Annotated in this window: 20 protein-coding genes and 1 pseudogene; 5 read left to right on the top strand and 16 right to left on the bottom strand. The window is 44.1% G+C overall.

What is annotated here, in order from left to right; all coding sequences use genetic code 11:
- The first annotated feature begins 6 nt into the window (after positions 1 to 6).
- The 3 genes from ACT8YW_RS03200 to ACT8YW_RS03190 all read left to right on the top strand — a co-directional run bounded on the left by ACT8YW_RS03200 (position 7) and on the right by ACT8YW_RS03190 (position 1996).
- Positions 7 to 1380 (top strand): tryptophanase, encoded by a 1374-nt coding sequence (locus ACT8YW_RS03200; protein ID WP_444103982.1) that lies wholly within the window; start codon positions 7 to 9, stop codon positions 1378 to 1380.
- An 80-nt stretch (positions 1381 to 1460) separates the two neighbouring features.
- Complete coding sequence (locus tag ACT8YW_RS03195; RefSeq protein ID WP_004316210.1) at positions 1461 to 1763, top strand: GNAT family N-acetyltransferase; 303 nt, start codon at positions 1461 to 1463, stop codon at positions 1761 to 1763.
- An 8-nt stretch (positions 1764 to 1771) separates the two neighbouring features.
- The gene (locus ACT8YW_RS03190) at positions 1772 to 1996 is read left to right on the top strand and encodes a (4Fe-4S)-binding protein (RefSeq protein WP_122135864.1); all 225 of its coding nucleotides are present in this window, start codon (positions 1772 to 1774) and stop codon (positions 1994 to 1996) included.
- 161 nt (positions 1997 to 2157) lie between these two features.
- On the opposite strand, the gene ACT8YW_RS03185 is transcribed toward ACT8YW_RS03190, so the two are convergent.
- The 4 genes from ACT8YW_RS03185 to mutY all read right to left on the bottom strand — a co-directional run bounded on the left by ACT8YW_RS03185 (position 2158) and on the right by mutY (position 5821).
- Entirely contained in the window at positions 2158 to 2790 is a 633-nt protein-coding gene (locus ACT8YW_RS03185; RefSeq protein WP_444103981.1) for a 4'-phosphopantetheinyl transferase family protein, read from the bottom strand.
- Complete coding sequence (locus tag ACT8YW_RS03180; protein WP_444103980.1) at positions 2768 to 4123, bottom strand: gliding motility-associated protein GldE; 1356 nt, start codon at positions 4121 to 4123, stop codon at positions 2768 to 2770. Before ACT8YW_RS03180 ends, ACT8YW_RS03185 begins: the two co-directional genes overlap by 23 nt.
- A gap of 77 nt (positions 4124 to 4200) precedes the next feature.
- Positions 4201 to 4680: a single-stranded DNA-binding protein gene (locus tag ACT8YW_RS03175; protein WP_004304191.1), complete on the bottom strand. Its 480-nt coding sequence runs from the start codon at positions 4678 to 4680 to the stop codon at positions 4201 to 4203.
- 91 nt (positions 4681 to 4771) lie between these two features.
- On the bottom strand, positions 4772 to 5821 hold the full coding sequence (mutY, locus tag ACT8YW_RS03170) for an A/G-specific adenine glycosylase (protein ID WP_373170029.1): 1050 nt from the start codon (positions 5819 to 5821) through the stop codon (positions 4772 to 4774).
- A 211-nt stretch (positions 5822 to 6032) separates the two neighbouring features.
- On the opposite strand from mutY, the gene ACT8YW_RS03165 reads away from it, so the two are divergent.
- A complete protein-coding gene (locus ACT8YW_RS03165) occupies positions 6033 to 6308 on the top strand; it encodes an HU family DNA-binding protein (RefSeq protein ID WP_004300646.1) in 276 nt (91 codons plus the stop codon).
- 283 nt (positions 6309 to 6591) lie between these two features.
- The gene (locus ACT8YW_RS03160; RefSeq protein ID WP_004300647.1) at positions 6592 to 8166 is read left to right on the top strand and encodes an Rne/Rng family ribonuclease; all 1575 of its coding nucleotides are present in this window, start codon (positions 6592 to 6594) and stop codon (positions 8164 to 8166) included.
- 76 nt (positions 8167 to 8242) lie between these two features.
- Here the strand turns inward: ACT8YW_RS03160 and ACT8YW_RS03155 are convergent, their stop codons facing one another.
- From ACT8YW_RS03155 to ACT8YW_RS03100, 12 genes and pseudogenes are all read right to left on the bottom strand, one after another.
- Positions 8243 to 8416 carry an AAA family ATPase gene (locus ACT8YW_RS03155; protein WP_444103979.1) on the bottom strand — a complete coding sequence of 58 codons (174 nt, stop codon included), beginning with the start codon at positions 8414 to 8416 and terminating at the stop codon, positions 8243 to 8245.
- 131 nt (positions 8417 to 8547) lie between these two features.
- Positions 8548 to 9518, bottom strand: a pseudogene (locus tag ACT8YW_RS03150) (zinc-dependent metalloprotease); the annotation flags it as partial.
- A 75-nt stretch (positions 9519 to 9593) separates the two neighbouring features.
- A complete protein-coding gene (locus ACT8YW_RS03145) occupies positions 9594 to 10766 on the bottom strand; it encodes an iron-containing alcohol dehydrogenase (protein WP_444103978.1) in 1173 nt (390 codons plus the stop codon).
- A gap of 62 nt (positions 10767 to 10828) precedes the next feature.
- Positions 10829 to 11839, bottom strand: coding sequence for a lysylphosphatidylglycerol synthase transmembrane domain-containing protein (locus ACT8YW_RS03140; protein ID WP_444103977.1), 1011 nt, complete (start codon positions 11837 to 11839; stop codon positions 10829 to 10831).
- A 49-nt stretch (positions 11840 to 11888) separates the two neighbouring features.
- Positions 11889 to 12806 carry a phosphatase PAP2 family protein gene (locus ACT8YW_RS03135; protein ID WP_444103994.1) on the bottom strand — a complete coding sequence of 306 codons (918 nt, stop codon included), beginning with the start codon at positions 12804 to 12806 and terminating at the stop codon, positions 11889 to 11891.
- A 52-nt stretch (positions 12807 to 12858) separates the two neighbouring features.
- The gene (locus tag ACT8YW_RS03130; protein ID WP_444103976.1) at positions 12859 to 13509 is read right to left on the bottom strand and encodes a CDP-alcohol phosphatidyltransferase family protein; all 651 of its coding nucleotides are present in this window, start codon (positions 13507 to 13509) and stop codon (positions 12859 to 12861) included.
- 88 nt (positions 13510 to 13597) lie between these two features.
- Positions 13598 to 14065: a GtrA family protein gene (locus ACT8YW_RS03125; protein WP_008999919.1), complete on the bottom strand. Its 468-nt coding sequence runs from the start codon at positions 14063 to 14065 to the stop codon at positions 13598 to 13600.
- Positions 14066 to 14079: 14 nt separating this feature from the next.
- Positions 14080 to 14559 (bottom strand): phosphatidylglycerophosphatase A family protein, encoded by a 480-nt coding sequence (locus ACT8YW_RS03120; RefSeq protein WP_008999918.1) that lies wholly within the window; start codon positions 14557 to 14559, stop codon positions 14080 to 14082.
- 162 nt (positions 14560 to 14721) lie between these two features.
- On the bottom strand, positions 14722 to 16011 hold the full coding sequence (locus ACT8YW_RS03115; RefSeq protein ID WP_444103975.1) for an inositol-3-phosphate synthase: 1290 nt from the start codon (positions 16009 to 16011) through the stop codon (positions 14722 to 14724).
- A gap of 108 nt (positions 16012 to 16119) precedes the next feature.
- A complete protein-coding gene (locus tag ACT8YW_RS03110; protein ID WP_444103974.1) occupies positions 16120 to 18672 on the bottom strand; it encodes a DUF5686 family protein in 2553 nt (850 codons plus the stop codon).
- Positions 18673 to 18769: 97 nt separating this feature from the next.
- Positions 18770 to 20062 carry a sensor histidine kinase gene (locus tag ACT8YW_RS03105; protein WP_444103973.1) on the bottom strand — a complete coding sequence of 431 codons (1293 nt, stop codon included), beginning with the start codon at positions 20060 to 20062 and terminating at the stop codon, positions 18770 to 18772.
- 54 nt (positions 20063 to 20116) lie between these two features.
- The gene (locus tag ACT8YW_RS03100) at positions 20117 to 21466 is read right to left on the bottom strand and encodes a sigma-54-dependent transcriptional regulator (protein ID WP_444103972.1); all 1350 of its coding nucleotides are present in this window, start codon (positions 21464 to 21466) and stop codon (positions 20117 to 20119) included.
- Positions 21467 to 21630 lie beyond the last annotated feature (164 nt).

The raw sequence follows: 21630 nt of genomic DNA, 5'->3' as shown, positions 1-21630 counted from the left end.
ACAACAATGGAATTACCTTTTGCTGAATCATGGAAAATCAAGATGGTAGAACCCATCCGGAAAAGCACACGTGAAGAGCGTGAGCAATGGATTAAAGAAGCACATTATAATGTCTTTCAACTCAAATCAGAACAAGTTTATATCGATCTCATCACCGACTCCGGCACCGGAGCGATGAGCGACCGCCAATGGGCGGGAATGATGCTAGGTGATGAAAGCTATGCCGGAGCGACCTCATTCTTCAAGTTGAAAGAGATGATTACGAAACTAACAGGATTTGAATACATCATACCAACCCATCAGGGACGTGCCGCTGAAAATGTTCTTTTCTCTTATTTGGTACATGAAGGAGACATTGTGCCCGGCAACTCACATTTTGACACCACCAAAGGCCACATCGAGGGACGTCATGCCATCGCATTAGACTGCACCATCGATGCAGCCAAACAAACCCAACTAGAAATACCGTTTAAAGGAAATGTAGACCCTGATAAATTACAGAAAGCCCTCACAGAATACGCTGAACGGATTCCTTTTATCATCGTCACCATCACCAACAATACAGCCGGAGGACAACCCGTCTCCATGCAAAACCTGTACGAAGTACGTGCCATCGCCGACAAATATGGCAAACCCGTACTTTTCGACTCTGCACGTTTTGCCGAGAATGCCTACTTCATCAAAATGCGCGAAGAAGGTTACCGAGACAAAACGATCAAAGAAATCACACGGGAAATGTTCTCTCTTGCCGATGGCATGACAATGAGCGCCAAGAAAGACGGAATCGTCAATATGGGCGGATTTATCGCCACGCGACGTGCAGACTGGTATGAAGGCGCAAAAGGCTTCTGTGTACAATACGAAGGCTATCTCACCTACGGAGGCATGAACGGACGAGATATGAACGCCCTCGCCATCGGACTGGACGAAAACACCGAATTCGGCAACCTCGAAACACGTATCAAACAAGTGGAATACCTGGCAAAGAAACTGGATGAATACGGAATCCCTTACCAACGCCCAGCCGGAGGACACGCCATCTTCATTGATGCGCCTAAAGTGCTGACACATGTTCCTCGAGAAGAATTCCCGGCACAGACGCTAACCATAGAGCTCTACCTGGAAGCCGGTATCCGTGGATGTGAAATCGGTTATATCCTTGCTGACCGTGATCCGGTGACCCATGAAAATCGCTTTAACGGCCTTGACCTACTTCGCCTCGCAATCCCCCGCAGAGTATATACCGACAATCACATGAATGTAATAGCTGCCGCCCTCAAAAATGTATATGAACGCAAAGAAAGCATCACTCATGGAGTACGTATCGCCTGGGAAGCTCCCTTAATGAGACACTTCACAGTTCAATTGGAAAGATTATAAACTTGGAGAATATTTGTTCGCGTAAAACAAAAGTGTTCCCCAAGTGTTTATATTATAATCGAACTTAATACGTAAAAATTATGGCAGAAGATTATAAATTAATAGACAACGAAGAAAAACATCGGTATGAGTTTCAGATCGATGGCAAAATAGCTGAAATAGACTATATCAAATCAAACAATGGAGAAATATACCTTGTACACACCGAAGTACCCGCTTCATTAGGCGGCAAGGGAGTAGGCTCACAACTTGCAGAAAAAGCATTGACAGACATCGAGCGACAAGGTCTACGCCTGGTACCGCTTTGCCCGTTTGTAGCCGGATATATTCACAAACATCCGGAATGGAAGCGAATTGTAATGCGTGGTATTCATATTAAATAAATACATATATGGGAAAAAAAATTGAATATACCAATGGTGAACTGACCATTGTATGGCAGCCTGAATTATGTCAGCATGCCGGAATATGTGTAAAGATGCTACCTAATGTTTATCATCCCAAAGAAAGACCCTGGGTACAAATCGAAAATGCGACAACAGAAGAATTAATTGCACAAATCAGCAAATGTCCGTCAGGAGCATTGAGCTATCGACTTAATAAAAAAGAGAAATAACCCAATAGTGAAAGACTTCGCCCGAAAGGCTTTGAATTCATAAAAATGAGATTGCTTCAAAATAAAAAAATGAGGCAGTCTCATTTTTCATTTTAGAAAGACACGACATTCGGACCATGATAATACACCGAGAAAAGAGCTTCACATACTTCTTCGTCCGTTCAATTCAATGTCCACGTCAATACAAAGTCCGGACAAATACGATAACCGACAGAATAAAGTTCTTGCTGCTCCGTAGCCAACTCCTGAACCTGAAACATCCCCTCCCCTTGAGGAATAAAATGCGTCAGCCGGAGTTTACGAAGATCAGCATCCGCATTTTCCATCCGCTTGAAAACAGCTTCCTTTGCCGACCAATGCAATAGCAGCCCCCAGGTTATATCTCCCTGATAAGATTCTACTTGCTCGTCAGGACGGACATAGCGGTCGGATACCTTGTGAACCCGTTGGGCATATTGCTCAATGTCAATGCCTACCGGAACCGAAGAAGCAAGCATCACTGCCACATAACCTTTCGTATGAGAAATACTGATAAAAGAAGAATGATCTGTGAGATAAGGTTTCCCCTCGGGAGAATAACCAATTTCCTTGTCTTCCTGCAACATGGAATACAACAGAACACGAACCGACAACCATTCCATCTTACGACGTTCGGAGACAAAGCGATTCAAATCCTGCTCACAGAAAGCTCTTCGCGAACCGGGCAAAAGAAGCAATAAAGCATCCAAAGACTCTTCCATCTTCCAGACAGCCCACTGTATACCATTTGTCTTATACTGCAGAAACAACGCCATCTTCCACTTCCTTCGGCAGAATTGTAAACTTAACTTTCAATATACGGCGACTATCCATCTCGAGCACTTCAAACTCATAATTGTGATACGTCACTTTCTCATGCAGCGCCGGGAATTCACCTTTAATTTCGAGCAACATACCTGCCAATGTATCTGCATCTCCCACCACCTTTTCAAATTCGTCTTCGTCTACTTTTGCAATCTTATAGAAATCCGTCAATTGCGTTTTCGCTTCAAATATCCAGGTATGGTCATTCAAGACAACGTATGTACGCTCTTCATCATCGTATTCGTCGTGAATCTCACCTACAATCTCTTCGATAATATCCTCCATCGTTACCAGTCCGGAAGTTCCTCCAAACTCATCCACAACAATAGCAATATGAATCTTATTCGCCTGGAAGTCACGCAGCAAATCATCAATCATCTTCGTCTCCGGCACAAAATAAGCCGGACGAATCAATGACTGCCAACGGAAATTATCCCCCTTATTGACATGAGGCAGAAGGTCTTTAATATACAGCACCCCTTTGATATTGTCCCGTGAACCGGAATAGATAGGAATACGTGAATAAGCATTTTCAATGATACATTGCATCACCTCCTTGAAAGACGTACGGATATCCAGATCGACCATATCCAGACGTGATGTCATCACCTCCTTCACGGTTTCCCCACCGAAACGGATAATTCCCTCCAGAATATTATTCTCTTCAGAAAGCTCCGCTTTATCCGTCAGTTCCAACGCGTGCGACAGTTCATCCACAGAAATATTGTGACTCTTCTTCACAAAATGCTTATTCAGAAAAGTTGTCGAACGCACAAGCACAGTAGCTATCGGACGGAATACCTTTCCCAGAAAGTAAATTCCCGGTGCCGAAAAACGGCAAAAGGCCAATGTTTTCTGTGCCGAATAGATCTTAGGCATAATTTCACCGAACAACAACAGGAGGAAAGTCAGGATGACGGTCAGTATCAGGAACTCTGCCAACGGAGAATGGAAAACAAACACATTCATAAAGAAGAAATTGCAAAGCATGATAATGGTCACATTCACAAAATTGTTCGTAATCAATATCGTTGCCAAGAGGCGTTCTGAATCACCCAACAGGGCACTTATTTTTTCATCGGAAGGATGATTATGTTCATCAATATCATTCCGGTCGGAAGGAGTAAGTGAGAAAAAAGCTATTTCGGAAGCCGAAGCAAAGCCGGAAGCAAGCAGGAGCACACCTGCCAACGCTATGGCAATAATAGCAGAGATAGAAGGAGTGTTTACGGTAATACCGTTGAAAATGTCAGCCAATTGGCTTAAATAACCATCTGAGTCCAAAGAGTTTATATTTTAGTTAAACAAAAGATAATGTGCCAATGAGTTAGAAAAAATCGATTGGCACACTATCACATTATTTAGAACGGCAAATCATCTGCCGGATTATCTTGTACAGGTTGCGCCTGCGACTGCTGCGTTTGTTGCGGCTGGCCGGCAACCGGTTGTTGCTGCTGTCCCATAGCAGGCTGTCCGGAAGCAGAAGCTCCCGCACCCGGGTTGGCTCCTTTCGGAGACAACATTTCCATATTATCCACATAAATTTCGGTGATATAGCGCATAGCACCCGACTGGTCGCTGTAAGAACGCGTTCTTATCTTCCCTTCCAGATACAGCTTGTCACCTTTGTGCACATATTTATCTACAATCTCCGCCAAACGGTTAGATGCAACGATATTATGCCACTCTGTTCTTTCGGGAATCTGGGTTCCATTAGCCAACGTATATCCACGATCCGTCGTAGCCAATGGGAAAGTTGCTACTGCCGAACCTGTATCGAAGTATTTCACCCGAGGATCTTGTCCTACATTTCCTACCAATATCACTCTATTTACTGACATATCTGTATCAAGTTTATGATTCTTAAAATTAAATCTGCTGCCAAAATTAAACAGAATAACAATAGGATGCAAGAATTTTAAGTATTAAAACTTAATACTTGCCATTTAGTGCTTGCAGCAGAGTTTGCACCAGCCTTGAAATAGCGTACTGCTCCAGTTCCTCCACTTTTATTTTCTGGAAATCACCGAAAGAAGTCAAATTTTCAGATAATGTTACTTCATACAGATTAGCATAAATCACCCGGTGAGACAACACATGCTTCACTTCCCTGCAAACAGAACGCACCACCGGCACTTCCCCCGATGCAAAGAATGTACGGAATTCCGGCAAAGCAAGAAACTCTTCCTCCGAAAGAGCCGTCGGAGTCTCTATCAATGGCAATTCGAACAGATTCTTCCAAATATCATTTCCTGTTCGTTTATTTATAAAGGTATACGCGCCCGCACGTACATAAATATAATTGAAGTAACGGTTGGTAGTCTTTGTTTTATGCTGTTTCACCGGAAGCTTTGTCACCACCCCCTTCGAAAGTGCCGAGCACCCCCCTGCCAACGGACAGAACAAACAGTTGGGCGACTGCGGAGTACACTGAATCGCCCCAAAATCCATTATCCCCTGATTGTAAACAGCCGGATGCTTCTTATCCAACATCTCATCCGCCAATGCTGCAAAAAGTTTCTTTCCTTCCGTCGAATCAATCGGAGTATCTATACCGAAATAACGTGAAAGTACCCGATACACATTGCCATCCACCACCGCATAAGGCATGCCGTAAGCAAACGAACAGATAGCTGCCGCCGTGTACTCTCCCACTCCTTTCAGAGCCAGCACTTCCGGATATGTTTTCGGGAAAACACCATTCATGCTTTTGGCGGCAGCATGAAGATTGCGGGCACGCGAATAATACCCCAACCCCTGCCAATACTTCATCACCTCGTCCTCATCCGCAGCGGCCAAAGTCTGCACATCGGGAAAACGCTTGATAAAGCGAAGAAAATAATCATACCCCTGCGCCACCCGCGTCTGTTGAAGAATAATCTCCGAAATCCAGATCAGATACGGATCGGCAGACTCCCTCCAGGGCAGTTCACGTTTATTCTCTTCATACCACTCTACAATCGTTTTCGTAAACTCGTTCATATCCTCATTCCTAATGTATTATCTAACATTTATCTTGTATATCCTACTCAAAAGGCACACAAAAGTAACTCTTTTAGCTCTAAGAAAACCCTATGCCACTATTTTTTTAGAAAAATGTGCAGAATATATTTTTTTAGGAGCTTAAAAAGCTATATATTTGCAGTCCAAAAAATTAGCAATAACATAGTAATAATATTTTTTTTAAGGAAAAATGACTAAAGCAGATATTGTAAACGAGATTACAAAGAAAACTGGGATTGATAAGCAGACAGTTCTTACAACAGTTGAGGCATTTATGGATGCAGTAAAGGATTCATTGTCTAACGATGAGAACGTATACTTGCGTGGGTTTGGTAGTTTCGTAGTAAAGAAAAGAGCGCAAAAGACTGCTCGTAACATTTCTAAAAATACTACGATCATTATTCCGGAGCACAACATTCCGGCTTTCAAACCGGCTAAGACATTTACAATTTCAGTAAAGAAATAATAAACAAGAGTATTAACCCATAAAATGTGAAGCTATGCCAAGCGGAAAAAAGAAAAAAAGACATAAAATGTCTACGCACAAGCGTAAAAAAAGACTAAGAAAGAACAGACATAAAAGCAAAAAATAATTTTTAAGTCTGGATCACACAGAAATAAAGAACAAACTTGCGAAGCTAATGTCTTTCAAGTTTGTTCTTTGTTTAAGTAGCTAACCCAAAATGAACAATTTGTCAAAAAAGTTGTTCATATAAACGAGATTCAATCAATAATAAGGAAACAAAACAGTGACAAATGAACTAGTAGTTGACGTACAGCCCAAAGAGGTCTCCATCGCCCTTCTCGAAGATAAGAGCCTGGTGGAACTTCAAAGCGAAGGAAGAAATATTTCTTTCTCTGTGGGCAATATGTATTTGGGACGTATCAAGAAATTGATGCCCGGACTGAATGCATGCTTTGTAGACGTCGGTTACGAGAAAGACGCTTTCCTTCATTATTTAGACTTGGGTCCTCAATTTAACTCACTCGAAAAGTTTGTAAAGCAGACTTTAAGCGACAAAAAGAAGCTGACCTCCATCAGCAAAGCAACCCTGCTTCCCGACCTTGACAAGGATGGAACTGTATCCAACACCCTCAAAGTAGGACAAGAAGTAGTGGTGCAAATCGTTAAGGAACCGATCTCCACTAAGGGACCGCGACTGACGTCCGAAATTTCGTTTGCCGGACGCTATCTCGTACTGATCCCTTTCAATGACAAGGTTTCTGTTTCACAAAAGATTAAATCGAGCGAAGAGCGCGCCCGCCTTAAACAACTGCTGATGAGCATCAAGCCTAAAAACTTTGGTGTCATTGTCCGCACGGTAGCCGAAGGCAAACGCGTAGCCGAACTCGACGGAGAGCTTAAAGTTTTGGTTAAGCATTGGGAAGATGCGATGGTAAAAGTACAAAAAGCCACCAAGTACCCGACGTTGATTTATGAAGAAACCAGCCGCGCCGTAGGTTTGTTGCGCGACCTCTTCAACCCATCATTTGAGAATATTCACGTCAACGACGAGGCTGTGTACAATGAAATTAGGGATTACGTATCACTGATTGCGCCCGACCGGGCTAATATCGTGAAACTGTACAAAGGCCAACTTCCCATTTACGACAATTTCGGTATCACCAAGCAGATTAAATCATCGTTTGGTAAAACAGTCTCTTACAAGAGTGGTGCCTATCTGATTATTGAGCACACTGAGGCGCTTCACGTAGTAGACGTGAACAGCGGTAATCGCACCAAGAATGCCAACGGGCAGGAAGGTAACGCACTCGAAGTAAATCTGGGAGCCGCCGACGAGCTGGCCCGCCAACTGCGATTAAGAGACATGGGTGGTATCATTGTCGTCGACTTCATCGATATGAATGAAGCCGAAAACCGTCAAAAGCTTTATGAACGAATGTGTGCCAATATGCAGAAAGACAGGGCACGGCATAATATTCTGCCGCTTAGCAAATTCGGGCTAATGCAGATTACACGCCAACGTGTGCGTCCGGCAATGGACGTCAACACGACTGAAATCTGTCCTACTTGCTTCGGCAAAGGCACCATCAAATCGTCCATTCTCTTTACGGACACTTTGGAGAGTAAAATTGATTACCTGGTCAATAAACTGAAGGTTAAGAAATTCTCGTTACACGTCCATCCGTATGTTGCCGCCTACATCAATCAGGGACTCGTTTCCCTAAAACGGAAGTGGCAAATGAAATATGGATTCGGTATTAAGATTATTCCAAGTCAGAAACTCGCATTCCTGCAATATGTGTTCTATGATACACATGGAGAGGAAATCGATATGAAGGAAGAAATCGAAATCAAATAAACAGAGAAGGCGGCCCGGTCAAAACGAGCCGCCTTTTTGTTTTATCTATTTTTCTTCCACTATCCATTTTTCAATATTACGGGTTTCCGCAATGTGCAAAAAATAAAGGCATCAAATCTTTTAGAGATACATTCAACTCAAACAAGGATGCTGCCTCCCGTTTCTCCAAATTCAAATACAGGTAATTGTCAAACTGCTTTCCAAATTCGTTGACTACCGTTGTTTTACCGACTTGCCTTGCTCCACGCAATATCAAAGGCTTTCTATGCGTATCGTCTTTCCAGATGAAATAATATATCTCTTTTAAACATAAACCACAAATTTCCAATCGTACATCGTAAATCGTCTAATCATAAATGAACTTAGTCGTAAATTATTTTTCTACTTCACGTCGAATACAGCATCAATCAACGCTTTCAAGTTCAGATAATGACTTCTGTATATTCCGCTGGAAGCATTTGCCGCATTAGTCAGGTCTCTTCTAAGATCAGTCAACTGTCCGCGTGCAATAGTCGGTGCTTCAGAAGGGAAATCGAAAGCTACGAGCGAATAACCACCCAGACTTCCGAGCGAACCGGAACTGTTCTTCGGTTTATCAAGCATTCCAATCAACGCATTGACATAAGTCTTTTGCAAACTACGTTGGGAAGCATCCGGTTTCTTTCCTCCCTGCATATCGCTCCAGATACTCTTTTTCAAATCACGGAACAGATCATTGGCCGTATATGCTTTCGCACCGTTGACCAGTTCGTTATCCATCATCTTATCGAGCGTGCGGCTGCTAAGCAGCTGTTTCAATGTACTGCTCTGCACACGATAGATCGAATTAAAAGTATTGATACCTGTTCTTTCGGACAATTTATCATCCATCAGCCAAGTCGGTGTAGTAAACAGTTCCTTGTTCAGGAAGTCGACTGCTTTCTTCTGAATATCTTTCGGAACATATTCCACCGCTTTCATGTCTGTCTGTTCCACAGAAATCGGATTGTGGTAGATACCGGCCACATTGGTAGCCACATGGCCCATGTACAAGTCGAATTGTCCCACACATTCTGATACAAACGGACAGCTTTCATATAACCTTCGTTCGGTTCATAAGTCCAGTTCATGATTTCAGGCACCACGCGTTTCAGGTTTTTGATACCCTACGAACTTGCCAGCATGGCATCGTCTCCCAAATCCTCACTCTGATTGCGGGGATCGTTTCTGTCGAGTTCCGTTCCGAACGTATAGCGTTTGTCCTCCCGCAGCTTCTCAATGATCCACTTATTCAAATGAGGTATTTCGGCTTCCGCCGTTTCATATTCAGGCATCCAACGATAGCCCCATTCAATCGCCCATTTATTAATCAATAGCAAAAAGAATAACTGCATCATTTATCCTCTATCAAAAGGCAAATGATGCAGCTGTCGGTTATATCTGTTTTTTTATAATGCCAGACGGTATATCTCTTTGCTGTCCTGTTTTGCTAATTTGACATAGTTACCTACCAATTCACCTTTATTCCGGTGCAGACTATCTGCAAGGCGGTCGATGTCGGGATTCTCAATGCCAAGTTCTTTGAAAGTCACAGGCAGGCCGATGGAGGTAAAGAAGGATTTCAGGCGCGAGATTCCCTCAAGGGCTACTGCCTTTTTATCATCTGATTCTGCCACTCCCCACACTCGGATGGCGTATTGGGCTATCTTATCCACATTGTGTTCTGTCATCCATGTCATCCAGGCAGGGAAGATTACGGAGAGTCCGGCGCCATGAGTCACGTTATAGATGGCGCTGATTTCATGTTCGAGGAAGTGGGAAGCCCAGTCCTCTTCACAACCTACACCACAGGTTCCGTTATGGGCAATGGTTCCACTCCACATTAGATTGGCACGGGCTCCGTAGTTTTCAGGTTCTTTCATGACGGTGGTTGCTTCTTTGATGATGGCAAGTAGTGTGCCTTCGCACAGGCGGTCGCCTATCTCTACGTCTTTCGTATTGGTGAAATAGCGTTCCATGATGTGTGCCATCATATCGGCAATGCCGCAGGCGGTTTGGAAAGGAGGAAGTGTGTAGGTCAGTTCGGGGTTCATCACGGCAAAAACAGGACGTAGTATACCGGGAGCACGGAGGCTTAATTTCTGCAAGCCATCGACTTTCGTGATGACGGTGTTACCGGAACCTTCGCTTCCGGCAGCAGGAATCGTTAACACAGCGGCTACTTTCAATGCCTTCGTCACAATGGCTTTTCCGATGTAGAAATCCCAAAAATCTCCGTTGTAAGGAACTCCGGCTGCAATGGCTTTCGCCGTATCAATCACAGAGCCGCCGCCAACGGCGAGCATCATGTCTACGTTTTCTTTCCGGCAGAGGTCGATTCCTTCATATACTTTCGTGTCTATCGGGTTAGGCTGTACACCACCCAGCATGTAATAGGGAATACCTACTTCCTGCAATGATTTCTCAACACGAGCCAATAATCCGCTGCGCATCACAGAGCCACCGCCATAGACAATCATTACTTTGCGTGCGCCGTATTTCTGCACTAGTGCTCCGGTCTGCGCTTCCGTGTCCCGTCCGAATACAAATTCGGTAGGGCTGTAAAAGATAAAATTATTCATTGTCACTTTCTTTATAGGTCTTTTTATATAGATCCTTTTATAAGTCAGACAAAGTTATAAATTTAAGCAGAATATTTTTCTTTTGATTGTTTAAAGTTTCCTACTTTCATCAGTGCAAGTCCGATAACAATCCATACCATTTCACACACCCGAGTAATCAAAGCGGCATAGACACCGTAGGCTCCGGAAAGGGAAAGTCCACCTACGGCAAGGGCAAAGCCGCCTTCACGACCTCCCAGTTGCATGGGCAGGAAAAACAGCAGGTTGGCAAGAAGAGAAGAGAAAGCTGCAATCAGGCAGCAGTCGACAAAGTTGACGTTAGTGGTCAGCACATTCAGTATCAGCCAGATTTCAAGACAACTGACTATGCGGGCGGTATATTCCAATAAGAGGGCGCTATAAAAGGTTTGTTTCTTTTGCTGATGGAGAAGTGCGATTTGTTTGTCTATATTCTCCAGTTTCTCTTTATGTGCACTTGCAAAATGAAGTACTTTCTTTTTCAGGAAAGGAATACGGCCACCCATGCGGACAAAAGCCACTGCCATCCCATGCCGGTAGCCTTTGATGAAAAGAATAACGATCAGTAGACAAAAGAGGGTTATAGCTCCCAGGATTATTCCCATCGCCCACCCTACCGGGTACAGGCAGACATAAAGTAATACCGAACTCAACCAAAAGCAAAAGTGGGAAAAGATGTGCATCATCACGTAAAGAATCACGGAAGAGGTAGCGCGCTCGATTCCTATATAGGGTTTCAGTTCCATGATGCGGTATGGTTCACCGCCCATCAGTCCGACGGGAGTCACGTAATTGAGTGCAAATCCCGTCACTGTGAATTTGTAGAGCCGGGCAAATGAAAAGCCGGTTTTACCGCTGCTACGGATTATTATATACCATGAGACTGTATTAATCAGGTAGACGAACAGCCACAGCAACAAGACCAAAGGTAAATATATCCCTGCACGTTTCAGATTCATCCAAAGCTCCTGATAATCCATATCGAAAGTGAATATCATAATCAGGACGGCGATGATACCAAAGGCGAGGAATATATTACGATATTTGTTCTTCACTGTTTCTTGTATGACTTAGTACGATTTATAGTCCAGCACGGGGATAGATCTACCTTATATATGCATAATATCTTTCGAAAAATCTTTTGAATGCCGGGATTTTCATCAATACATATTCGAATACCAGCCAGCCGATCAACGCGCAAGAGATACCGAGTAATACATCAATGATATAATGATGGCATGAATAAATGGCTGTTCCCCAAATACCTACCATAATAATAGAGAAAAGGGTAATCACATACCATCTGCATTTACCAATAATGGCGTACACTAATGCAACTACCATATAGGCCGCGTGCAGTGAAGGTACTGCCGCAAAGACGTTTGCATTGCGTCCATAGATCGAATCGAAGATGGTCACTCCGAAGAAAGCATCAAAGCGTCCCAATCCTGCTACATTGCCGGGTGTGTTCAGTATCGGTTCGAAACCGTAGTTGATAGCATACCAGGGCGGAGCGGCCGGATGGATATAATAACCGGCAAAGCCGATCAGGTTGACGAATAAAAATACCAGTGCAAAGCGAAGGTAGTTTTTTCTTTCCTTCTTGAAATACAGGCAAAGCCCGAACAGGATAGGAACAGGAACCCAGCAAAGGTAGAAGATTCCGGCAAAGACGTCTGCTATCGGCCAGTTGTGCGCTGCGAAGTATTCGCAAGGGGTAACCAGAAGGCCATTATCCATCACTCCGAAAAGGGACTTTTCGAGATTATACAGTCCGGCCACGTCAATCGGGTTCACTTCGTAGTTGGGGCAAATACGCATCCAGTCATACGAGATTCCAAAAATGGCGAAAGGCAACAGAGCTACTGCTAACTTACGAGTAGGCAGTCCGGCAAAAAATAAAACTAAATAGAGTACCGCCATTAACAGGTGCTCGGAACGAAGTCCGATGAAGATACCTGTCAGCAAAAGGAAAAGAGCCATAATGACTGTCACAGTCAGGGCTTCTCTCTTCGACGGCATTTGAATATTCTTTATCATATTAGTTGATAGGTGATAGTTGATAAATGATAGATTATTCTTTCATCGCTTTGTAGCAATGTCTCACACGTGCAAAAGCCGTGATATTGGCAAACACTGCAACAAAGCCAAGAGGAACAATCATAATCAGAATCGGTTCGAAAGCGGTGATATCTTTGAAAACGCCACAGAATAAAGCTCCGAGACTGGTCAGCACTACGCGCTCCGGACGTTGCATGAATCCTACTTTACATTCGATTCCCAGTCCTTCGGCACGGGCACGCACATAGCTTACCATCAGTGAGCCGATTAGTGCTATGAAGGCAATAAGTGCATAAAGGAAATAGTCTTTCATTGACAAATAGTAACAGATACCGAAGAAGGTCATCAATTCACTGTAACGGTCGAGTACTGAATCATAAAGCGCACCGAACTTGGAACTCATGTTACCCAGGCGAGCTACACGTCCGTCCATCATATCAAATAATCCGGCAAACAAAATCACACCGCCTGCCCAGCCGATAATGGCCAGATCGTTTTGACCGCCATAAATGCCGGCATATACAAACATTCCTGCCGCTACTACATTCAGGATAAATCCGGTAGTGGTGATAAAGTTAGGAGTGATCCCTATTTTAATCATTCCGCGTATCAGGGGATTGATAATCTTATAAATCAACTGTTGTAAATAATCTCTGTAATTCATCTGTTTAAATCTGTTTATAGCTATTTTTATCTAAATCTTCTGTTTTCTCAATCAGTTCTTTCAATCGATTTTTTCAATCTGTTTTTTTTCAGTTTCTTTTTCCGAATAAACTTCTTATATCTATATTCCGGTAAACAAAGACACGCTGCATATTATAGTTCCAGAACAATGCCACGATGATTGCTACTACCACTTTAGGAATAATGAAGAAATCTCCGAAATACAGGCTAAGCGTATCACGTACCCAGGGAATCTTTGCTAATGATTCTGTCAGTGCATACGTGCCCCACGTGTTTAGCCAAACGCTACAAATCCATACAAGGATAAACTTTGCAGCGACATTCGTTTTCTTTCCTTTCGATTTAAAGGTCCATTTATAGTTGATAACACAATTGACGATTCCTCCATAGATAGCCCCCGCCAGGGTGGCATATACATAGTAGACTTCAAATAGCCTGACCAGAAGAATCGTAACGAGAAAGTCTGCAATAGTTGCCATTTGAGCAGAAAGCTGCGCCCTCAAGAACATGAAGATGCCACCTTTCTGGGAAATCATCCGTGCAACTCTTTTCAGCCAATCACCCATCTTGCTCCCACTAACAAAATAAAACTATACACTCCCGCCAAAACGTCGTCCATCATCACACCTACTCCACCTTTCAGGCTTTCCATACGGCGTATGCCCAACGGCTTGGCTATATCAAAGATACGGAACAGGGCAAAAGCTGCAATCACGTACCAGAACCAACGGTCGTCATTGGGAACGGCCAATAACGGTATCCATACTCCTACCATCTCGTCCACTACCACACGCGAAGGATCTTCCCCCCAATAAGTTTCCAGTTTATTGGCAGCCCAAATGCCGGCGAATGTAAATACAATCACCAAAGCGGCGGTCAGCCATAATACAACAGGGAAAGGAAGGAGGAAATAAAATGCAATCCAAATGATAGAAGCCAGTAACGCCCCAGCCGTGCCGGGAGCAAAAGGAGAAAAACCGGAGCCAAAGCCCGTGCCTATAAAAACAGGTAGAAAGGGAGGACGCTTCATTTATTACTAATTACTAATTACAAACTACGAGTCGGTTATGCCATGAGTTCCCGAATGTGATCGGGAATTTGTACAATAAAAAAGTAAAAGTTGAGGTTGAGCATCCACCAGTCTTTATAGGATGGTAAATCTCAATCTCAACTTATTATTGGGGGTTACTGATTAAGCTAAGTAATCAGGTTCTTTTTCACCAATCATGTTACGCAATGTCTGTTTTACCATTCTCCATTGTGTAAACAAGTCGTGTTCGGGCTGATGTTCGAAATCGTGCATCGGGCTCTTGCAGAAGAATGACAACCAAGTCTGGATGCCACACATGCCTGCACGCATAGCCAAGTCACTGAACAGCACAAGGTCAAGAGCGATAGGAGCTGCAAGGATAGAGTCGCGGCAAAGGAAGTTCACCTTGATTTCCATCGGGTAGCCCATCCATCCGAAGATGTCGATGTTGTCCCATGCTTCTTTGTTGTCTTTGCGGGGAGGATAGTAGTTGATACGTACTTTATGATAAACGTCTCCGTAGAGATCCGGATATTTTTCGGGTTCGAAGATAGTATCGATTACAGACAGCTTGCTGACTTCTTTTGTCTTGAAGTTATCCGGATCATCGAGTACTTCACCGTCACGGTTACCGAGGATATTGGTAGAGAACCAACCGTTCACACCCAGCATACGAGTCTTGAACATCGGAGCCAATACAGTTTTCATCAGTGTCTGACCACTCTTGAAGTCTTTACCGGAGATAGGTACATTCTTTTGTTTAGAGAATTCCCACATAGCAGGAGTATCTACACACAAGTTAGGAGCACCCATTACGAACGGAGCGTCTTCTGCAATCGCAGCATACGCATAACACATACTCGGAGAAATCACTTCAGTGTTGTTTTCCTTCATTGCTTTCTCTAAAGCAGCGAGTGACATGTGTTCGTCAGACAACGGAATGTAAATTTCAGTACTTGCAGCCCAGAGTACAACTATACGTTCGCAATTGTTGGCAGCTTTGAATTCGCGAATATCCTGGCGAAGTTGTTCTACCATTTCCCAACGGGTAGCGGCCTTCTTAATGTGCGTACCATTCAGACGTTTTGCCCAGTTGTGATCGAAAGCAGCCGGCATCGGTTTGATAGCTTCCAACTCTTCTTTTACTCCATTCAGGTCTTTTTCTTTCAAAACCTCGGCGTACATAGCAGCTTCGTATGCGTTGTCCGGGAAAATATCCCATCCTCCGAAAACAATGTCTTCCAAATTCGTCAAAGGCACAACGTCCTTGATGAGTTTTTCTTCGTTGTTCTCCATGCGCATTGTGGCTAACTGGGTAATAGATCCTATCGGTTTTGCCAGTCCCTTGCGAGAGGCTAGTGTACCTACAATCATCGTGGTAGCTACCGCACCACCCACTCCAACTACCAGTACGCCAAGACGCCCGGTAGCGGGTTTAATTTCTTGTTTCATTTCTATTCTATTAAAATTAAACTAAAATTGATGCAAAAATAAGATTAATTAATTACTAATACGGTCTTTATTTGTCATATAAACATTGCAATTAGCAGGATTTAACTTTTAAAAGGTCATGTGGAGACTTATTCTCAAGCCTGATTTGTCAATCCCGGGAGAATCACGATAAGTGAGCCTCCAGACATAGTCTAAACGTAACACCTTGAAAATGTTTTCGATACCGACACCCACCTCCACGTAAGGTGTTTTTCCCATTGTTTGCGTGTTTTCTATCGGAAAAGCGAACAAACCGTCACTCAAAGCAGGGTTGTTTTTGTCGCTCAAATGTCCATATAGACCCCGACAGGAAACTATTTCCCTCCATTTGAGTTTTTTCAACAACGGAACGCGGTTGAACAGCCATCCGTTGAGGAAATACGTAACATCCCACGAGAAATATTCATCGTTCATGAACTCCATCGCATTCATCAACGAGTAGGATTCGGGTTGGATGGTATAAGAAAGGTTGGCATTAGGCATGATTAGCAACGGAAAAGGAACTTTGTCCCACACTTTTCCGGCTTTCAGGATAATATCCGTATAGCCGAATGCGGAAAACCAGAAGCGTTTCTGAATACCGGCCTCGGTATGATTGTAGGTGTAATCGCTACCCAACACGCCTTTTCCGGCAAGGGTATGAGACAGGGTAAACACCGGTGCATCCAATGACACAGGGAAACGGTTCCATTGGGTCTGGAAGAATTTCTCGTTCGGAGCATAACGCAGTTTTAACTCTGCCGCACTGATAGAGAAATCTTTGACCGGAGTGTATGCATCTCCTTCCTTTTTTAAGAAAGGGATCAGGTAGGAGGACTCATCTTTTCGTGTACGTGCCGTTAACTGGAAAGAAAAGCCGGAGTAGAATTCATTGATATAGGTCATCTCCGCTTGCCGGAAATAGCCGATACGGTCGTCTTTCTCACGTTTCAAGGCTAGGAACACGTTGTCTTTGCTTGTGTACAGGTAGTTTTGTCCGTACTGGTTCACATCTGATTCGTAACGCAATTTCAGAGAATGGATGGGAAATTCATTGGCGTATTCTTTTTTCTTCTTGAACGAATATTCCAGTTCCGCCAATCCTTTCACTCTTTCATCTTTAAAACCGTAAGCCACATATCCTTTGCCAAACAGGTGCGGATTGAGCCAGGCGGTTGTCATACCTCCGGCACGGATGCGGGGACCTTCCAATGTATTGCCGCTGATGGTTGCATTCATCGGGCCGATATAGAAAAGGGGGGCTTCTTTGGAGGTAGGGATATATCCCGTAAAGAGAATGGAAAGCACTTTTTCCGTCCAGTAATATACCGGATAGCTGCGTAATTGTGTCATCAGGCGGTCTACCGAGTTCTCCTGTTGGGAGATGGCGGCTTGCGGACGGTTCTCCGCCCAGAATGTTTCGGGGCGAGACAAGGCTTCGGTTTCTTCGATGATGCGTTCGGGCTTGGTGAAAGCTTTATCGGCTTCAGCAGTCGGGGTAAAGGTATAGTTGCTGTAATCTGCCACACGGCGGGCAAAAATACCATCCTGCCCTTCGGTCAGTTTAAACTCAACAGTGATGCTTTCGTGGTCGAGCAAGCGGGTACCGTCTTCGGCACGCTTGAATTCCTGCTCGAGCAACATATAATCCACAAAGTTCAGGTTTATCTTTTTGGGGAAGTTGAATACGGCACGTTTGACAAAATAAGTAGAGTCGAGCACCACATAGAGATGTCCGTTGAAACCGAAAGACTCGGAATTGAATGGTGTAAAAGCTAGGTCTACACAGGGTTCTCCGGCAATCTGTAAGGTATCCATCAGGTAATATTTATAGAAGCCTGTGCCGATACGGGACAATGGACTGACAAACTTATTCGTGAACAAGGAAATATTATTTTCGTAGATGTCCACGTCTTTAAAGACTTCATTGATGGCAGCCTGCATCCCCTGTTTGGAGAGAAATTCATCGACACCGGCCTGTTTACGCCCTTTCACCCATTGCTTCTCGGAACGGGGAGATTTCCTGTAATAGTCTGTGGCAAGCAGTTCGCGGGCTGATACTGTCAGAATCGGTTTACCGGTGACGGCAGAAGTGTCTACGTATTCGGTAAGGAAATCAAATTTGCGATATAGCCATTTCTTCTGTTTCTCTTCATCGAAATTGTTCAATGCGAAAGTGGTCTTTTCATAACGTTCGCGTTGCCAGAAGTCTTTTTCGTAGGGGGAATGGTTGTCACGGCTTTCAATCATGCGGCGCACAAACTCTACGGCCGGATTATCTTTCTTCCGGTAGTGCTCGCGCTTAGGTTTTACCACTACTTCGCCGAGGGCATATTCGGTAGGCGAAAGCGTCACTTTATACGATGCGTTACGGGCAGGACGGATGGAACGGATATAGTCATTATAACCGATTACAGAGATGACAAGCACTGCTTCGGAACGGTTGGTTTTGAAATAGAAACGTCCGTCGCTTCCGGTAGTAGTTCCTTCTGTCGTGTCTTTTAAGCGTACAGATGCATAAGGCAAAGGCTCTTTGGTCAGAGAATCAGTCACCACCCCTTGTACCACATACTGCGCACTTAGCGGAATACTGATAGCCAATAAAAGAAAGAGCGTCAATGTGCCTTTTTTCATTAATCTCATACCTTAAATCCTATTGAATTGAGCGGGGCAAAGGTATGAGTGATTTTAAGACAAAAAAAGGTCTATTTGATGGAAGAAATGTTCTTATTTGACACAATTAGGGGAAAATAATGCGGAATCGGGTCAGGCCGTCGGCATAGGTTCGCAAAGAGAATGTGCATCCATGGCGCATCAGGACTTCACGAATAAAGATAAGTCCGATTCCCTGGCCGTTCGGTTTGGTGGAGAAGAAAGGGCTGAACAGTTTAGCTTCTGTTTCCTTGCTGATTCCCTGGCCGTTATCTATCACTTCAACAGTGGCGGGAGAGATAGTACGGACTATTATTTCTCCATCGGCTTCAATGCTCTCCGCTGCATTTTTGATAATGTTTACGAGTACTTGTTCAAACAGAGCAGCATCCAGCATAACGTCTTTCAGGCTTTCATCTATTTCCATGCGAAGGGTGATATGACGGTCATTACACATTCCTTCCATAAAGCGTTTGCAGGTGAAAACCAAATCATTTAGATTGACAGAAGAAAGTGTCGGTTCGGGGATTTTCACCACATCGGCAAAACGGGTGATGAAACGACTCATCGAGAAACAACGGTCGGTACACACACGCATCACGTCGCAAATGTCATCCATTCCTTCTTCGCTGGAAAGGGCTTGTTCTACCGTATCCAGTGTAGAAGTGATGCCGGCAGTCGTATTGTTCACTTCATGAGCAATCATGCGGATTACTTTCTCATAGGCTTTCTTTTCCGCTTTCATCACTTCGTCGGTAAGGGTTTCTACCAAGTAGAAGGGATGCTGAAATCCACGATCAATGAAAGAAGAATGAGTGCACCGGTAGATATTCGAGTCGTTCAAACGGACGGTTACCTTCTCTCCTTTCGGGAGGTTGGCCAGTTCCACCGCTAACGGAGAATCAATCTCTTTCATCTTCTTGCCTTGTACGTCTTCCAAACGAACACCCAGCATTTTCAAAGCCATCGGATTCAATTCCGAAAGGTCTTCATCAAGGGAAGTTATCATCACTCCCATCGGAGAAGCTTTAATCAGCAAATCAAGAAAATTATTCTGTTCACGCAGGCGGAGACGTTCATTCTTGAGCTGCTCCATCATGCGGTTGAAGATATTCACCACACGATCGGCCTCATATTGGCCTACAGGACTAAGGCGGCTACTGAAATCCTGCTCACGCAACAATTCCATACCGCTTCCGATTGTATTCAACGGCTTCACAATCTTACGATAGAAAAAGGTCAGATAAATGAGGATGAAAAGTATCAGCCCCTCCCCTATGTAGAAAAAGATTGTATTCAGTTGACTGGAAAGGAACAGCAATACACTACCTAATGCCAGCAGCAGAAAGACTAGTATGTAAAAGAATCCTTTTATACGCACGTTATCTGTGGTTAACGGTTAATCTTAATATTATTAGGCACGTGCCTAAATTTATCACATTGTTATATTATATTTTTCGAGACGACGATAGAGTGCTGCACGGCTGATACCCAATGCCGTAGCTACCTGACTCAAATTTCCTTTGTAACGGTCCAACGCCTGGAGAATGGTCTGGCGTTCTATTTCATCCAAAGTCATACCGGCCAGAGCTGCGCCTTCGGTCACTCTTGCGTCATCGTGGCGAATATACTGCGCATCAAAGTCGGAAGCATCAAGAAGGGGTTTGCCACTTACCAGAATGGTGCGTTCCACCAAGTTTTTCAATTCACGGATATTCCCCGGATAAGGCAAACGGCTCAAAAATTGCAGGGCATCGGCAGAGAATTCCGTACGGGGCAATCCGTTGGTTACTGCCTGACGATCGGCAAAATGACGTGCCAGCAAGGGAATATCTTCGCGACGTTCGCGCAGGGCCGGCAGTTTCACCGTTATCAGATTGATACGATAGAAGAGGTCTTCACGGAAAGTACGTTCGCCCACCATTTTGCGCAAATCGGCATTGGTAGCTGATACCACCCGGATATCCGTCTTGCGCGGACGGCTGTCGCCGAGCACTTCAAATGTCTGATCCTGCAATACACGCAGTAACTTCACCTGGCACGAAGGGTCGAGATCACCTATTTCATCCAGGAAAATCGTCCCTTTGTTTGCCATTTCGAAACGTCCGATACGGTCTGCGGAAGCATCGGTAAAGGCTCCTTTTTTGTGCCCGAACATTTCACTTTCGAACAGGCTTTGAGAAATACCTCCAAGATTCACTTTCACAAAAGGATGTTTGGCTCGCTGACTGTTGATATGAATGGCCTCGGCTATCAATTCCTTACCTGTTCCACTTTCCCCTGTAATGAGAACAGAGGCATTGGTCTTTGCTATGCGGGCAATCGTGTTCAACACATCCATCAATCCCTGGCTACGCCCGATGATGTGGCTGCGGTCGAAAGAATCGCTCTGCTCCTGCGTTGGTTCCTGTGGAGTGCCCGAAAGTTGGAGTGCCGTTTCAATGCGTTGCAACAAGGTGGCATTATTCCAGGGCTTCGTAATGAAATCAAAAGCTCCTGCCTGCATTCCTTGCACGGCAAGTTGGATACTTCCCCAAGCGGTCATCAATATCACTGGTGTGTCGGGACGGAATATTTTTACTTGTTTGAGAAGGGTTACCCCCTCCTCGCCCGTTGTAGAAAGAGTGAAGTTCATATCCATCAGGATCAAATCCGGAGCTACGGAACGTACTACTTCCATAGCTTCCCGTGGACCGGGAACGGTCTGTGCTTCATATCCTGCCCGCTTCAACATGAAGCTAAGCGAAGAACGCACTGCGCTGTCGTCGTCAATTATCAGAATCATAGTTAAAATTGCAAGATTCCTCTACCAAGAAAACTTCTTCTTCTGTTTTTTCAATCTTCCAAGAAGAAGAATTTCTTTTTTTATTTCTTTCTTTATTTATAATGGGGAATGAATTTTTCTGTATTATTTACGTATTTTTCATTTCCCGAGTGTTAAAATCGAGT

Source organism: Bacteroides sp., from assembly GCF_052357945.1.
GTDB lineage: Bacteria > Bacteroidota > Bacteroidia > Bacteroidales > Bacteroidaceae > Bacteroides.
This window is presented reverse-complemented; position numbering and strand designations above follow the sequence as displayed.